Source organism: Streptomyces sp. bgisy159 (genome assembly GCF_057707805.1).
Genome location: NZ_JBYIQX010000043.1, coordinates 17,424 through 31,315, shown reverse-complemented (window position 1 = coordinate 31,315; position 13,892 = coordinate 17,424). Strand labels below are relative to the sequence as shown.

Annotated in this window: 12 protein-coding genes; 5 read left to right on the top strand and 7 right to left on the bottom strand. The window is 73.6% G+C overall.

Going from position 1 to position 13,892, the window contains the following annotated elements; translation table 11 throughout:
* Positions 1-2 precede the first annotated feature (2 nt).
* Both AC3ET3_RS29625 and AC3ET3_RS29620 read right to left on the bottom strand, forming a co-directional pair.
* Positions 3-2,252: a hypothetical protein gene (locus AC3ET3_RS29625; protein WP_435613200.1), complete on the bottom strand. Its 2,250-nt coding sequence runs from the start codon at positions 2,250-2,252 to the stop codon at positions 3-5.
* 18 nt (positions 2,253-2,270) lie between these two features.
* On the bottom strand, positions 2,271-3,002 hold the full coding sequence (locus AC3ET3_RS29620; protein ID WP_432156339.1) for a hypothetical protein: 732 nt from the start codon (positions 3,000-3,002) through the stop codon (positions 2,271-2,273).
* 287 nt (positions 3,003-3,289) lie between these two features.
* Here AC3ET3_RS29620 and AC3ET3_RS29615 point away from each other — a divergent pair, with 287 nt between their 5' ends.
* On the top strand, positions 3,290-3,910 hold the full coding sequence (locus AC3ET3_RS29615; protein ID WP_435613199.1) for a Pycsar system effector family protein: 621 nt from the start codon (positions 3,290-3,292) through the stop codon (positions 3,908-3,910).
* Positions 3,911-3,949: 39 nt separating this feature from the next.
* On the opposite strand, the gene AC3ET3_RS29610 is transcribed toward AC3ET3_RS29615, so the two are convergent.
* Both AC3ET3_RS29610 and AC3ET3_RS29605 read right to left on the bottom strand, forming a co-directional pair.
* Complete coding sequence (locus AC3ET3_RS29610; RefSeq protein WP_432139610.1) at positions 3,950-4,648, bottom strand: Crp/Fnr family transcriptional regulator; 699 nt, start codon at positions 4,646-4,648, stop codon at positions 3,950-3,952.
* 87 nt (positions 4,649-4,735) lie between these two features.
* The gene (locus AC3ET3_RS29605) at positions 4,736-5,830 is read right to left on the bottom strand and encodes an ArsR/SmtB family transcription factor (protein WP_432139609.1); all 1,095 of its coding nucleotides are present in this window, start codon (positions 5,828-5,830) and stop codon (positions 4,736-4,738) included.
* Between the two features lie 131 nt (positions 5,831-5,961).
* Here AC3ET3_RS29605 and AC3ET3_RS29600 point away from each other — a divergent pair, with 131 nt between their 5' ends.
* The 3 genes from AC3ET3_RS29600 to AC3ET3_RS29590 all read left to right on the top strand — a co-directional run bounded on the left by AC3ET3_RS29600 (position 5,962) and on the right by AC3ET3_RS29590 (position 8,655).
* A complete protein-coding gene (locus AC3ET3_RS29600) occupies positions 5,962-7,191 on the top strand; it encodes an MFS transporter (RefSeq protein ID WP_432139608.1) in 1,230 nt (409 codons plus the stop codon).
* A complete protein-coding gene (locus AC3ET3_RS29595) occupies positions 7,188-7,682 on the top strand; it encodes a glutathione peroxidase (protein WP_432139607.1) in 495 nt (164 codons plus the stop codon). The genes AC3ET3_RS29600 and AC3ET3_RS29595 overlap by 4 nt, the downstream gene beginning before the upstream one ends.
* 106 nt (positions 7,683-7,788) lie before the next feature.
* Positions 7,789-8,655, top strand: a complete 867-nt coding sequence (locus tag AC3ET3_RS29590) for a MerR family transcriptional regulator (protein ID WP_435613198.1) — start codon at positions 7,789-7,791, stop codon at positions 8,653-8,655.
* A gap of 81 nt (positions 8,656-8,736) precedes the next feature.
* Here the strand turns inward: AC3ET3_RS29590 and AC3ET3_RS29585 are convergent, their stop codons facing one another.
* The 3 genes from AC3ET3_RS29585 to AC3ET3_RS29575 all read right to left on the bottom strand — a co-directional run bounded on the left by AC3ET3_RS29585 (position 8,737) and on the right by AC3ET3_RS29575 (position 10,960).
* Entirely contained in the window at positions 8,737-8,925 is a 189-nt protein-coding gene (locus tag AC3ET3_RS29585; protein WP_432139605.1) for a DUF397 domain-containing protein, read from the bottom strand.
* Positions 8,926-9,126: 201 nt separating this feature from the next.
* Positions 9,127-9,984, bottom strand: a complete 858-nt coding sequence (locus AC3ET3_RS29580; protein WP_432139604.1) for a helix-turn-helix domain-containing protein — start codon at positions 9,982-9,984, stop codon at positions 9,127-9,129.
* Positions 9,985-10,231: 247 nt separating this feature from the next.
* Positions 10,232-10,960, bottom strand: a complete 729-nt coding sequence (locus AC3ET3_RS29575) for a GOLPH3/VPS74 family protein (RefSeq protein ID WP_432139603.1) — start codon at positions 10,958-10,960, stop codon at positions 10,232-10,234.
* A gap of 202 nt (positions 10,961-11,162) precedes the next feature.
* On the opposite strand from AC3ET3_RS29575, the gene AC3ET3_RS29570 reads away from it, so the two are divergent.
* Positions 11,163-13,847 carry a D-alanyl-D-alanine carboxypeptidase gene (locus AC3ET3_RS29570; protein WP_435613197.1) on the top strand — a complete coding sequence of 895 codons (2,685 nt, stop codon included), beginning with the start codon at positions 11,163-11,165 and terminating at the stop codon, positions 13,845-13,847.
* Positions 13,848-13,892 lie beyond the last annotated feature (45 nt).

Below are 13,892 nucleotides of genomic sequence, written 5' to 3'. Positions count from 1 at the left end.
TGTCAGTCCTCCGTGCTCAGTACGGCGGTGAGAAAGGTGTCGATCAGGGCGGCGACGGCCGCGTCGGCGGACGCGGTCAGGTGCCGCAGCTCCTCGCACAGCCGGGTCCGCTCCTCCTCGGGCAGCACCCTGCCGAGCGCCCCGCCGAACCGCTCGGCCACCTCGGCCGGCCGCTCGGACACGGGGGGCAGCTCGCGCAGGGTGGCGTACAGCCCGGCCAGCGCCACGCCCCGGCGCGGCCGGTGGTCCAGGACCGCCGCCCACAGCCGGCCGATCCGGTCGGTCTGCCGCGGGTCGCGGTCCAGCAGGACGGCGCAGACCAGCCGTCCGGTGCGGGTGTCCCGGGCGCGCAGCACGGTCAGTACGGCGCCGAGGGTGTTGCGCTTGTGCGGTCCGGTCAGCGTGTCCCGCTGGGCGCGAACCTGCTGGGCGAGCGCCCGGAACACCGCGCCGGTGTCCTCCCCGCACTCGGCGAGCACCGCGACCAGCCCCGCCAGCGCCAGGGCGCCCTCCCCGCGCCGCAGCACCAGGCGCAGCAGCATGGTGACGGCGTCCGACGGGAAGCGCACGCCGAGCGCCCCGCTGAACGCGGCGGCGCCCGAGGACCGCAGCACCGGGTCGGCGGAGCGCGACCAGTCCCGGGCGACGCCCAGCGCGGTCGCGGCGAGGCTCTCGTCCAGGCACATGCACTGCAGCACCAGGGTGGCCGTGGACTGCCCGGCGCGGCCCGCCTCCCCGGCCGCCCACGGGTACAGGTAGTTGCCGACGACCTCGTCGAAGGCGGGCAGCGCCAGCAGGGCCAGACCCTGGGCGACCGACAGCTGCAGATCGAGACCGGGCTGTTCGGCGACCAGGTCCGTCAGCCAGTCCCGCACCCCGTTCCAGTACGGCGTGGAGCGGCGGTTCCACAGCTCCTCCAGCACCCACTGCCGGTACTGGGGGAACGGGAAGACCAGGGCGGTGCGGGTCAGCGCGCCGTGCTTGCGCCGGTCCACGGTGACCAGGGTGTTCTCGGTCAGCGCCAGCCTGCGGTCCGCGGCCCGGGCGGCGGCGGCCGCCCGCTCCTCCTCGGTGCGCGGCGTGGCGAACGCGCCCTCGACCCGCCGCTCCAGCCGCTCCTGGCAGGTCTCGAAGCCGCGGTAGTCGGCGCCGTACACGAACGCCAGCGTGGTGATCTCGGCCCATTCCTGCGGTGTGCGGGGCTCGGCGAACCAGTCGCGCACCGGCTGGGCGGCGCGGCTGCCGTACTCCCGCCAGACCACGTCCGGTTCGGCGCCCGCGGCGATCCGCTCGGCGGCCGCGGCCACCTCGCCGATCCGGCAGCCGTCCGGGAGCCCGGCGACGGCCGTGTCGACGACGTCCCCGGTGCAGCCGGCGCGCACCAGCCGCAGCCGCAGCGCCGCCGCCAGGTCCGGCGGACGCCACGTGACATGGCGTACGGACTCCACGCGGGCGGCGTCGTCGCCGTGCACGGTGGTGACGACGAGGTGCGCGCCGTGCTCGCGGACGGTGTCCCGCACCCGGCGCCAGTCGAAGTCGGCCGTCTGGGAGGAGGTCTCGTTCATCCGGTCGATCAGGACGTAGCCGACGCCCTTCTCGAACGCCACCTTGCCGCCGGCCAGGTCGTCCAGGCTGCGGCCGGGGGACAGCACCACGTATCCGGTGCGCTCGGCGACCTCGGCGACCAGCGCCACCGCCCCGGACCGCTTGCCCGAGCCGTGCGGGGCGACGAGGACGACGACACCGTCGGTCTCCAGGGCGTCGACCGCCGCCGCGAAGCAGCCGGGGGGCCTGACGTAGGGCGCGAGGATGGCGTCGGCCTCCTGCGCGTCGAGCCGGCCCACGGCGCGGCGGCGGGCGGCGCGGCCGGGGGCGGCGGAGGCGGTGCCGATGCCGAAGGTTCCGGCCGCGGCGGTGAGTTCGCCGTAGAAGTACTGGTTGACGTTGTTGTAGTGGACCTCGCCCGGGGAGGCGTCGTCCTCGCCGGGTGCGGCGGGTGCACCGGGTGCGGCGGAAACGTCGGCTGCGTCGGGCGGCTTCGTCCGCTCGGGCTCCTCGGGCGGCTTCGGCTGCTCCGGCTGCTCGGACCGTTCCGGCGGCTTCGGCTGTTCCGGCCGCTCGGACCGGTCCGGCGGCTTCTTCTGCTCGGAGGGGACGGGCTGTTCCCCCGCCCGCTCGTCGGGCCGCTCGACCGGCCGATCGGGCCCCGCGGTGGACGCGCCCTGGGGTGGGTCTGCTGCTTCCTCGTTCATTCTCAACCGTCACTCAGGTCACTTGGAGATCCCGAAGACGGCCCACGGGGCGTGCACGGTTCCGTTGAACGACTGAACTACCGTGTCCGTGGGAGCAGTTGGCGCACTCCGGGGGCGCGCGTCGGATGCTTCACCACCCCCGGCCGCCACCGCCGCCCCCAGATCGAGCGCCCGCACGTCGTACCCCGGCACCCGGATCCAGGCCCGTCCCGCGTACTCCTTCTCCACGATGTCCACCTCGCGGAACTCCTGCACGCCCATGGTGGTGTACGCCTCGCCGATCACGTCGTTGAAGACGACGGAGGAGACCGCGAGGGCCAGACAGGCGTCCGGCGCCGCGTCCAGGGCCGCCCGCAGCACCTTGCTGTCCAACAGCCGGCCCGTCTCCACCGGCCCCCGGCCCTCGAAGCCGTTGGCGGCGCGCGCGGCCGGCCCGAAGTGCACGACGACACGCAGCCGCAGCCACGCCTGGCGCACCCGGTTGCGGTTGAACTCCCGCAGACCCGCTTCGAGATGCCGCATGAAGGTGTCCACGAGATCGGGCTCCGAGGCGCCCGGAGGCAGCACGGCGAACACCGAGTCCCCGCCGACCTGCGTCTCCCACCGCTCCCGCGCCAGCCCGGCCGCGGCCGCGGCCTCGGCCAGCAGCCTCTGGATGGCCTCCTGGAACTGCCGCTGCGTGACCACGTCGGCCCCGCCGTAGCCCTTGGCATCGACCGACAGCAGCAGTCTGCGACCGAACGTTCCCATACTCGAACTCCCCGCTCCCGAACACACCGGCGCCCGCTCCCCCCGGGCGGGCGCCGGTATGCCAGTCGTACACGCCGCGCACGCCCGGGACCCCGTCGAAATACGGGATGCGGAAGAGTGCGGAACTTACAGCGGGCAAGACAAGTTACGGACGAGTTCCGCCGGTTGCTCCTCATCACGGGCGACGGCCCCGGCGAATCCCGCAGAAATCCCAGGTGCCGCGCCCCGCGACGGGGCTCACTGGGGTGCAGCGCACCGAGCCGGAGCCAGAGCCACCAAGGAGCCCCATGCCGTCCCTCGACAGCCGCCCGGACAGCCGTCCCGCCCAGTTCATGTTCAGCTCGCTGCAGGCCACCCACCAGCACGCCGACACCAAGGCCGGGATCCTCGCCGCCGCGCAGGCCGCGCTCGTCGGCACGGCCGGCTCGTGGAGCCCGTCGGCACTGGACGCCGCCGCCGGCGGCGGGCCGACGGGTGTACTCGCGGCAACGCTGCTCGCCCTGTTCGTCTGCGCCATGTTCGGCGGCGCCGGCTTCCTCGCGGCCACCCTGCGCCCCCGCGTGCAGCGGCCCGACGGCGCCAACCGCTACAGCTTCGCCCACCTCGCCACCGGGGCCGACATCCTGCCGCCCACCCGGCCCGGCCTTCTCCCGTCCGCCCAGCCCGGCTCTTTCCCTCCCGCCCAGGCCGCCTCCTTCCCTCCCGATCAACCCGGCCTTGTCCCGCCCGCATCCGCCGCGGCCGTCGCCGCGGTCGACGAGGAGCGCGGGGAGCTGTCCCGGACGATCCGCTTCCTGTCCCAGGTGGCTCTGCGCAAGTACCGCTGTGTCACCGGCGCGGTGACCTGCACGGCGGTGATGGGCGTCTGCGCGGGCCTGCTCGTCGTGCTGCGGCCGCTGTGGGGCTGACGAGGCGCGCGGCACGCGCCGGTGTCCGGCTGATTCCCGTCAGCCGTCCGGCGCGAGGTCGCCGAGTTCCCGGAGCCGGGCGAGGTCGCGGATGAGGGTGGAGGCGTAGCCGGTCTCCAGCAGGCCGTCCCGGCGCAGTTCGCGCAGGCCCTTGTGGACGGTGGTCTCGGCGGCACCGGTGAGGGCGGCCAGCTCCGGCTGGGTGAGCCGGCAGCCGAGGACCATGCCGCCGTCGGCGGGGTGCCCGTAGGTCGTGGCCAGCTCCACCAGGAGCCGGGCCAGCCGGACCTTGGCCGGGTAGCCGCGGAAGTCCAGGCGTCTGCGGTTGGCCCAGCGCAGCCGGTCGGCGATGATCCCGGTCAGCGCCAGATGGATGTCGGGGCGGCGGGCCAGCAGGGCGTGCAGCGCGGCCGGCTGGAGCAGCCGCGCGGTCAGCGGGCCGCACGCCGTGACCGTGGCCGAGCGGGGCGAGCCGTCCAGCGCGGCCATCTCGCCCACGGTGTCCCCGCCGACCCGTACGGCGAGCAGCGACTCCTCACCGTTCTCCACGCGCGCCGTCACCTTGGCGAAACCGCCGAGCAGCAGCAGGACATGACGGTCCCGGGCGCCCTCGTGCAGCAGCACCTCGCCCGCCTCGAACGGCGTGCGCACCCCGGCTGCGAGCAGTTCCCGCCGGGCCTCCTCCCGGACCGCGCCCAACAGGCTGCGTCGGGGCCACTGCACAGAGCTGTACGGCATGAGCGGACCTCCCCGGCCGAAGCGGCCGAATCTCGCGCGCTTCCCGCACCGCATCCTGCCCGCTGTCGCCCGCCCGCGGCAGGCGAATCACACGCCCGGTCCCCCGGGACCGACCGCCGGTTCCCCCGTCGGTGCCGCCGGATCCCCCACCGCCGCCACCGCCCTCTCCCCCGCAGCACCGGAGGCCCCCGCCCCCGCCGCCCCCGCGGCCCCCGGCGCCGCCCGGGCCGCCTCCACCAGAACCTCCCCGGCCGGCGTCCGTGAGTACAGGACGGACCGGCCGGCCCGCCGGCGCTCGACGAGCCCGGCGTCGCTGAGGATCCGCAGGTGCCGGCCGACCGAGCCCAGCGCCTGCCCGGTCAGGGCCACCAGGTGGGTGGTGCTCAGCGGGCCGGCCAGCAGCACCAGTACCGTCGCCCGGGCCGGCCCGAGCAGCGCGCCGAGGGCGGCCGGGACCGCCCGGCCCCGCGCGTCACCGGCCAGCGCGCCCCCGCACGGGTAGACCACCGCGTACCGCTCCCGTCCCTCCCACGACACCCAGCCGGTCACCGGCGTCACCGGCACGAAGACCAGCTCCGCGCCCGCGATCTCCCGCGGCGGGTACGCGTGCGGGTTCACCTGGAACCGGCTCTCCCCGAGCCAGCGCGTGCCCGGCCGCAGCGAGTCGAGGACCGCCGCCCAGCCGCCCCGGCCGACCTGCACGGTCCGGGCGACCACATCGGCCTCCAGGACCCGGCGCCGCCGCTCCCAGGACGGCCGTACCGTCCGCTCCCACACCCACTCCAGCAGCAGCGCCGCCCGCTCCGGCAGGTCGTCCCGCCGCAGCGCGTCCGGCAGCGGCCCGTCCAGGGACGTCCGCAGATGCGCCCGGGCGTCGGCGGGTAGCACCGACCGCACCCGGTCCACCACCGCCGCAAAGTCCTCCCCGGCCCGCGGTGTCGGCGTGAGGAAGTCCGCGATCCAGGTGCGCCCCAGCCCGGCGCGGACCAGCAGCGCGGTGACCGGGTCCGCCGCCAGCCGCCGCCGGTACGCCGGCCCGTACGCGCGCAGCCACTCGGTCTCGCCGGGGTGCGCGGCCACCCCGCCGTGCAGCAGCTTCAGGCACGCGAAGGTCTCCGCGAACGGCGACACGACGAACCGGCTGCGCGCCAGCGTGTCCGCGTTCAGCTGCCACCAGCCCATCCCGGCCCCCTCCCGAGCCCGTCCCCGAGCCCCGTCCCGCACCGGTACCGGCACGGCCCCACTACGGCACCGGCTTTCGCACCGGCGCGAAACATTAACCCCGCTCCGGCGGCCCCTCCCAGACTCCCCCCATGCGTTACACCGACCTGCTGCGCACCCCCGAGTTCCGTCCCCTCTTCCTCTCCTCCGCCGCCCACACCGCCGCCCAGACCCTCGCCGGACTGGCACTGGGCACGCTCGTGTACCGGGCCACCGACTCGCCGTTCCTCGCCGCGGTGAGCATGTTCGGGCCGGCCCTGGCACAGGTCCTCGGCGCCACCGTGCTGCTGTCCGGCGCGGACCGCCTCCCCCCGCGCGCCGCCCTGGCCGGCGTGTCCACCGCCTTCGCGGCCGGTACGGCGATCCTGGCGGTCCCCGGCCTGCCGCTGTGGGGCGTGTTCCTGACCGTCCTGCTCCAGGGCCTCATCGCCGCGCTCGGCGGAGGAGTCCGCTGGGGCCTGCTCCACGAGATCCTGCCCGGCGACGGCTATCTGCCCGCACGTGCCGTCTTCAACATGATGCACGGGCTCACGCAGATCACCGGCTACGCGGCCGGCGGTGCCCTGCTCGCCCTCCTCACCCCGCGCACCGCCCTTCTCCTCGGCGCGCTGTTGTACGGGGTGGCCGCCGCCGTGGCCCGGCTCGGCCTGGCCCGCCGCCCGCCCCGGGCGCAGGGCCGTCCCTCCCCCGCCGAGACCTGGCGCACCAACGCCCTGCTGTGGTCGGCCCGCCCGCGCCGCCTCGTCTACCTGGGCCTGTGGCTGCCCAACGGGCTGGTCGTGGGCTGCGAGTCGCTCTTCGTGCCGTACGCCCCCGACGCTGCGGGCACGCTGTTCGCCTGCGCGGCGCTCGGCATGCTGGCCGGCGACCTGACCGTGGGCCGCCTGCTGCCGCCCCGGGTCCGCCGCCGGGCGGCGACCCCGCTGCTGCTCCTCCTCGCGGCGCCCTACACCCTGTTCGTGCTGCACCCCCCGCTTCCCCTCGCGGGCCTGTGCGCCGCCGTCGCCTCCACCGGGTTCGGCGCGAGTCTCGTCCAGCAGGAACAGCTGATGGCGCACACCCCGCCCCACCTGACCGGCCACGCGCTGGGTCTGCACTCCTCGGGCATGCTGACCGTCCAGGGGCTGGCGGCGGCGCTGGCGGGAGCGACGGCTCAACTCACCTCGCCCGCGGCGGCGATGGCGCTGACGGCCGTCGCGTCGGTCACGGTGACGTTGGCCCTGGCCCTGGCCCATGCGCGGGCGGGGACGGGGACGGGAGCGGGGGCGCAGGGCACCGCGCGGTCGGCCTCGGACGCCCCGCGGATAGCATCCGACACATGACCACTGAATCCCCCCTCTCCGTAGACATAGCCGCGCTGCAGGGCGGCACCGCCGACCTCGCCCAGTACGCCGGCAAGGCCGTCCTCGTCGTGAACGTCGCCTCCAAGTGCGGCCTCACCCCGCAGTACACGGGGCTGGAGCGCCTCCAGGAGCGCTACTCCGCGCAGGGCTTCACCGTGCTCGGCGTGCCCTGCAACCAGTTCCTCGGCCAGGAGCCCGGCACCGCCGAGGAGATCGCCGAGTTCTGCTCGGCGACGTACGGGGTGACCTTCCCGATGACGGAGAAGGTGGAGGTGAACGGCGCGGGCCGGCACCCGCTGTACGAGCGGCTGGCCGGGTTCGCCGACGCCGAGGGGCACAGCGGGGACATCCGCTGGAACTTCGAGAAGTTCCTCGTCGGCCGGGACGGCACCGTGGTCGCCCGCTTCTCCCCGCAGACCGAGCCGGAGGCCCCGGAGGTCGTCGCGGCCATCGAGGCCCAACTGGGCTGAGCCGTACGGATTGACCTTGCCCCTGGGGCAGACCGCACTGTCGCCGTCGCCGGGCGAAGGGTCGCCCGGCGACGGAGGACGACGGGGAGGGACGGGGAGGGGCACGGTGACCGAGTTGCTCACCATCGGTGCGTTCGCCGCCCGCACCCGGCTGTCGGCCAAGGCGCTGCGCCGGTACGACCGTCTCGGTCTGCTGCCGCCCGCCCATGTCGACCCGGTCACCGGCTACCGCCGCTACCGCGCCGACCAGATCGAACGCGCCCGTCTCGTGGCACTGTTGCGCCGGCTCGACATGCCGCTGGCGCGGGTCGCGGAGGTGCTGGACCTGGTCGAGGCCGACGGCGGCGGCGCGGCTGCCGACCGGCTGGCGGCCTACTGGGCGGACGTGGAGGCCCGGTTGTCGGCCCAGCGGGCACTCGTCGGCTACCTCCGTGGACGACTTTCGGGAGGGAGTTCCGAGATGTACGGGACGTTCGGGATCGAGACCGTCGAACTGCGCCAGCGGGTGGTGATCACGGAGGTGCGGCACGTCCTCGCGGACGAGTTGCCGGTGTGGATCCCGGCCTCGCTGAGCCGTCTGGAAGCGGCGGCCGGGGAGTGCGGGGGTGGGGCGGGGGCACCGTTCGTCGTGTACCACGCGGAAGTGTCGGCGGAGAGCGACGGTCCCGCCGAGTCGTGCGTGCCGGTCCTCGACGAGGCGGCGGCGCGGGCCTGGGCGGCGGCGCGTGGGCGGGCGTCGGGGGCGCGGGTCCGCGCGGAGCCGGCCCGGCGGCTGGCCCGCACCCGGATCACCAAGGCGCAGGTGGCGTATCCGCAGATCGTCGCCGCGTACGAGGCCGTCGAGACCTGGATGAGGCGCGAGGGCCTGGAACACGACGGCCCCTGCCGCGAGATCTACTTCGCCGACTGGGACGCGGCGGGCCCCGACGACCTGGTGTGCGACGTCGCGTTCCCGGTGCGGTCGGCCCGCTGACCGGGAAAAAGCCGAACCCCCTCGGCAAGGACGGCGATCTTGTCGAGAGGGCTCTGTCGGTTTCGGGGTGCTGTCACCCGGTCACTTGACCGAGGCCACGAAGCTGCTCCACGCGTTCGCGGGGAACTGCAGCTTCGGGCCGTCGGGGATCTTGGTGTCCCCGACGTCCAGCGCCGCTTCCTCGGTCGACCTGACCATCACGCAGGCGCCGTTGTTGTTGGTGTAGGAGGACGTCACCCATTTTTCCGTGACACCCAGGTGAATTGCCATGATCGCTCCGGTAGCCGGTCCGCAGGTTTCGCGCCAAAGGGTGTTGCTCGATGGCGAAAATGACGCTACCGGCCGGGGCGCCACTGTGGTGAGGTCGTTCACCCAACCGGGTGGCATATTCCAGGTGAGTCTTCCATGGCATACGGGTGATCGTGTACAGTGCCCCGCCCGCGTCACCCGCACCACGCGGACACAGCAGTCTCAGCGGGCGTACTCCTTCGCGGCGTTCTCGAGCAGCCGACGCGACTGCTCCACGTTCAGCGCCTGGGCGCGCAGGTGCTCGTACATGACCGTGTACTTCTGCACCTCGGGCGCCTTCTCCAGATACAGGTCGCTGGTGACGCCCTCGATGTACACCACACTGGAGTCGGAGGCGTCGGCGAACTCCAGGATCGAGTACTGGCCGTTGAGCCCGGCGTGCGCGCCCGCGTCGAACGGCAGCACCTGCACGGTGACGTGCGGAAGCTGGGCCATCTCGACCACCCGCTCCAGTTGTTCGCGCATCACCTGACGGCTGCCCACCACCCGGCGCAGCGACGCCTCGTCGAGCACCACCCACAGCCGCAGCGGTTCCCGCTCGTCGGTGACCCGGCCCTGGCGCCGCAGCCGGACCTCCACCCGCTTCTGGATCTCCTCCTCCGGCGCCTCGGGCGAACCGCCGCGCACGATGGCGTCGGCGTACGGCTGGGTCTGCAACAGGCCGGTGATGATCTGGGGTTCGTAGACCCGCAGCGACTCGGCGTCCGTCTCCAGCCCGATGTACACGCTGTAGGGGACGTCGCCGAAGGTGTGCCACCAGCCCTGCTGACGGGAGTCCTTGGCCATCTGCATCAGCGACTCGACCAGCTTCTTGTCCTCGACCTCGTACACCTCGCACAGATCACGGACGTCGCGCTGGCTGATGCTGCGCCGGCCGTTCTCCAGACGACTGATCTTCGACTGCGAGACCAGCAGCCTCGCCGCCACCTGCTCGGCGGTCATCTTCTTCGCCTCACGGAGCTTGCGCAGCTCCATGCCCAGCCGTCGACGGCGCACGGTGGGGTTGGTGTTGGACGCCACGGGACGTCACCTCCGGCTGTGTACCTGTACATAACACTTTGCGTATCTGCTGTTGAGCAGACTGCCACCAAGGTGCTTTCTACCGCTGGAAAACAGGGGATATGCGGTCGGTACACGTCAGTTCGGGGGGTGGGCCAGGGTGGTGACACGCGTTCGCGCGGGGCGCCGGAACCGTCCGCGCAAGCGAACGGCCCCCGGCACCCCGCGCGAGACGCTGCGGCTCCCGGAACGGGTCTGAGGGCGTGGCTCAGTGGGCCACGGCGCGTGCCATGGGACCCCGGCGCGGCTGCGTCGGAACACCACGGGCGGGCTCCGACGGCTGGCCGGCCGCCGTGCCCCGGCGCGGCTGGGCCGCCGCGCCGTTCTGGACGTCCATCACGGCGTGCGCGACGAGTCCGCCCATCGGGTCGTGCCTGATGAGGTCCCGCAACCGGGATCGGGACGAACGTCCCTCGTTGCCCGGGTACAGGTGCTTGCCGAGCCCGACCGCGTGCGCCAGCGCGGCGAGCGCCGCCGTACGCGGGTCCGGCGGTACGCCGGTGCGGATCGCCGAGTCCAGCCGTGCCCTGATCTCACGGCTGATCTCGGTGTCCGTCGCCTGGTAGCGCGTCGTCGGCAGCACCCCGCACATCTGGCCCGGTACGGCGGCGACCATGCCGCACCGCTCCAGATGCGAGAGGTACGTCTGGCGGAGGCCCAGTCGTGGTCCTCCGATCCAGTGGACGGCCCGTACCGGAGCGCCGCGCCTTCGCAGCAACTCCAACGCGCAGTCCAATGTCGGATCTCCTGTCGGCCGTGGCACGACCACGGCGATACGATCCCCGTCTGGGGCTATCCGTCCGGCCAACGCCAGCTCCACTAGCTGTGCTCCGGCCAGACCGAGGTCGAGCGACTGCGGCTGTGCAGTGGTACCCGTGGCCGGGTCCAGTGCCAGCAGCAGAAGCTCCTCCGGAAGTGTTCTGCGGCTCCTGCCCATCCATGCCTCCCCGCGTGGATGAATGACAGGGTGACCCCTCTCACATTGGTCTGTCGAGGGTGCGTGACCTGTTTGTAAGGGAACCGGCAGGTATGTCGTTCTCGTCTATCGCTCGGATCGGGCCCGCAACACAGGACACTGGTACATGGTTCGGACACCGTGCTGGAGCGGGTGTCCCGGCGGGCGATACACCGTACGGAACGTGAGTCGTACGGGAACGGTAATCGAGGAGGCATCGGTGGCGGGCGAGTCCCCCGACAGTTCGAAGCAGCGCGAGTCGTCGGCAGAACCGACGTCGGGGGGCAAGGGCCCGGTTCCCGAGTCCCGCGATCCGCGAGCGGCGATGGCCCGCGGCGGTGTGGACACGGCGACCAGGACCCTCTCCCTGCGGGACCTGCCCAACCCGAGCCCCGGCTCCGCCCCGGCCGACGCGACGTCCGTCAAGACGGCCTCTCAGGCCACCGATGCGGAAACCGTTCCGGGCGACGACCCGCGGACGCCGGAGGGGACGGGCGGGAGGACCGGCCCGGAACCGGAGGCGGAGACTCAGACGGAGACGGAGACGGCACCGGACGCGGGAGCGTCCTCGAAGGCCGCCCCGGAGGCAGGCCCGGACGCCGACGCCGACGCCGAGCTGGAGAACGACGCCGAGACCGAGAACAACTCCGAGACCGAGAACGACGCCGAGACCGAGGTCGAGCCCGCCGCGAAGAGCACCCCGGCGAGCGGCCCGCACTCGGACCGGAAGGCGGCGCCGAAGGGCGACCTCAAGACGGTCACCTTCACCGCGCCCGAGGCCGACCCGCAGAGCGCCCCGGAGGCCGAGTCGGAGACCGAGCAGGCGGCTGCGCCGAAGAGCGAACCCGAGGACGAGCCCAAGGACGACCTCAAGACGGTCACGCTGGCCGCCCCGGCGGGCGAGGCGAGCACGGCGCCGGAATCGGCCGCGAAGGCCTCCCGGGCCCCGGAGAGGGCCGAAGAGGCCCCAGATGCCGTGGGGGCCGACGACGACACCCCCGAAGCCTCAGGGACGCCTGAGGCCCCTGAGGGCGCCGAGAACCGTGAGGTTGCCGAGGGCGCTGAGGGCACTGAGGGCGCTGAGGCTCCTGACGGCTCCGGAAAGGCGTCGGACGGCTCCCGAGCCGCCGGAGGCCCCGGCGGGCGTCCCCGGGACCGTGCGGGCGCCCCGTCCTGGGCGAAGGGCGGGAGCGCGCCGGACGAGAGCGCGAAGTCCGAGGAGGCGCCCGCCGAGTCCGGGAAGTCCCCCGAGGGCGCCGACGGTGACAAGCCCGACCGAGCCAAGGCCGTCGATCAGCCGACCGCCGTGTTCCAGGCCGTACGCCCCGCCGAGCGCCGGGTGGACCAGCCCACGACCACGCTGAAGGTGAACGGCTCCGCCCCGGCGAGCACCACCCCGGACCGCACCACCCCGGACCGCACCACCCCCACAAGCCCCACCCCCGACCGCACCGCACCCGAGGCCCCCGAGGCCCCCGAGGCCGACGGTCCCGCCCCCGAGGCCCCCAGTGAGCGCACCGGCGAGCGCACCAGCAGGTTCGTCCCGCTCGCGAACCCCGAGCGCACCACCCAGCAGCCCCTGCCGCCCAAGCCGCCGCTGGACCTGCTGGCCGAGCTGACGAACACCCCGCCGCCCCCGCCCACCCCCCTGCGCACGCTGGCCCGCCGGGTGAAGATCTGGACCCCGCTGATCATCCTGCTGGCGGTCGTCTTCGCGGCGGTGCAGAGCCTGCGTCCCGTCCCGGCCCCCACGCTCGACCTCACCGCCGAGTCGACGTACACCTTCGAGGGCGACAAGCCGTCGATCCCGTGGCCGGCCGAGGGTCAGGGCGCCCTCGACGTGCAGGGCATCGGCACGTTCGGCTCGTCCGGCGAGGAGAAGCCGGTCCCGATCGCCAGTGTCGCCAAGGTGATGACCGCCTACCTGATCCTGCGCGACCACCCGCTCAAGAGCGGCGAGGACGGACCCGAGATCAAGATCGACCGCCTCGCCGACGAGCAGTCGGTCGCGGGCGACGAGTCGACCGTCCCGCTCACCGAGGGCGACTCGATCACCCAGCGCGAGGCGCTGCAGGCCATCCTCATCGCGTCCGCGAACAACGTCGCGCGCCTCCTCGCCCGCTGGGACTCCGGCTCGGAGCAGGTGTTCGTCGACAAGATGAACGCCGCCGCCAAGGACCTCGGCATGAAGAACACGACGTACACCGACCCCTCCGGCCTGAACGACACGACGGTCAGCACGGCCGTCGACCAGGTCAGGCTGGCGAAGGCCGCGATGAACAGGCCCGTCTTCCGCGAGGTGGCGGCGATGATGGAGTACCGCGACTACAAGGGCAACCGCTGGCCCAACTGGAACCGCCTCGTCGGCAGGAACGGCGTCGTCGGCATCAAGACCGGCACCACCACCTCCGCCCGCGGCAACCTGGTCTTCGCCGCGAAGAAGGAGGTCGGCGGTGAGACGCGGACCATCGTCGGCGCGGTGCTGCGCCAGCCCGCGGGCGGCTACGACAACACGATCCTCAGCGGCGCCCTGGACGCCGGCGACAAGCTGATCCGGGGCGCGCAGGACGCCCTGGAGTCGGCGACCATCCTGAAGAAGGGCGATGTCGTCGGGTACGTCGACGACGGCCTCGGCGGCCGCACCCCGGTGGTGGTCACCGAGGACGTCACGGCGGCCGGCTGGGCGGGCCTGGAGGTCGAGCTGTCGTTCGTCGCGGACGACCTGCCGCACTCCGCGAAGGCGGGGACCAGGGTCGGCACCCTGACGGTGGGCGACGGCAGCACCAGCGGTGCGGTCAAGGTGCCCGTGGCGCTCCAGCGCGATCTGGCCGAACCGGGCTTCACGGACAAGCTGACGCGCGTCGGCTGACCGGCGCCCGCCCGTCGTCGCACGTCATCCCGCCGGGGAAGCTCC

Excerpts from the sequence above, each read along its gene's own strand:
- AC3ET3_RS29625 (WP_435613200.1), bottom strand. The coding sequence starts at position 2,252 with ATGAACGAGGAAGCAGCAGACCCACCCCAGGGCGCGTCCACCGCGGGG.
- AC3ET3_RS29620 (WP_432156339.1), bottom strand. The coding sequence starts at position 3,002 with ATGGGAACGTTCGGTCGCAGACTGCTGCTGTCGGTCGATGCCAAGGGC.
- AC3ET3_RS29615 (WP_435613199.1), top strand. The coding sequence starts at position 3,290 with ATGCCGTCCCTCGACAGCCGCCCGGACAGCCGTCCCGCCCAGTTCATG.
- AC3ET3_RS29610 (WP_432139610.1), bottom strand. The coding sequence starts at position 4,648 with ATGCCGTACAGCTCTGTGCAGTGGCCCCGACGCAGCCTGTTGGGCGCG.
- AC3ET3_RS29605 (WP_432139609.1), bottom strand. The coding sequence starts at position 5,830 with ATGGGCTGGTGGCAGCTGAACGCGGACACGCTGGCGCGCAGCCGGTTC.
- AC3ET3_RS29600 (WP_432139608.1), top strand. The coding sequence starts at position 5,962 with ATGCGTTACACCGACCTGCTGCGCACCCCCGAGTTCCGTCCCCTCTTC.
- AC3ET3_RS29595 (WP_432139607.1), top strand. The coding sequence starts at position 7,188 with ATGACCACTGAATCCCCCCTCTCCGTAGACATAGCCGCGCTGCAGGGC.
- AC3ET3_RS29585 (WP_432139605.1), bottom strand. The coding sequence starts at position 8,925 with ATGGCAATTCACCTGGGTGTCACGGAAAAATGGGTGACGTCCTCCTAC.
- AC3ET3_RS29575 (WP_432139603.1), bottom strand. The coding sequence starts at position 10,960 with ATGGGCAGGAGCCGCAGAACACTTCCGGAGGAGCTTCTGCTGCTGGCA.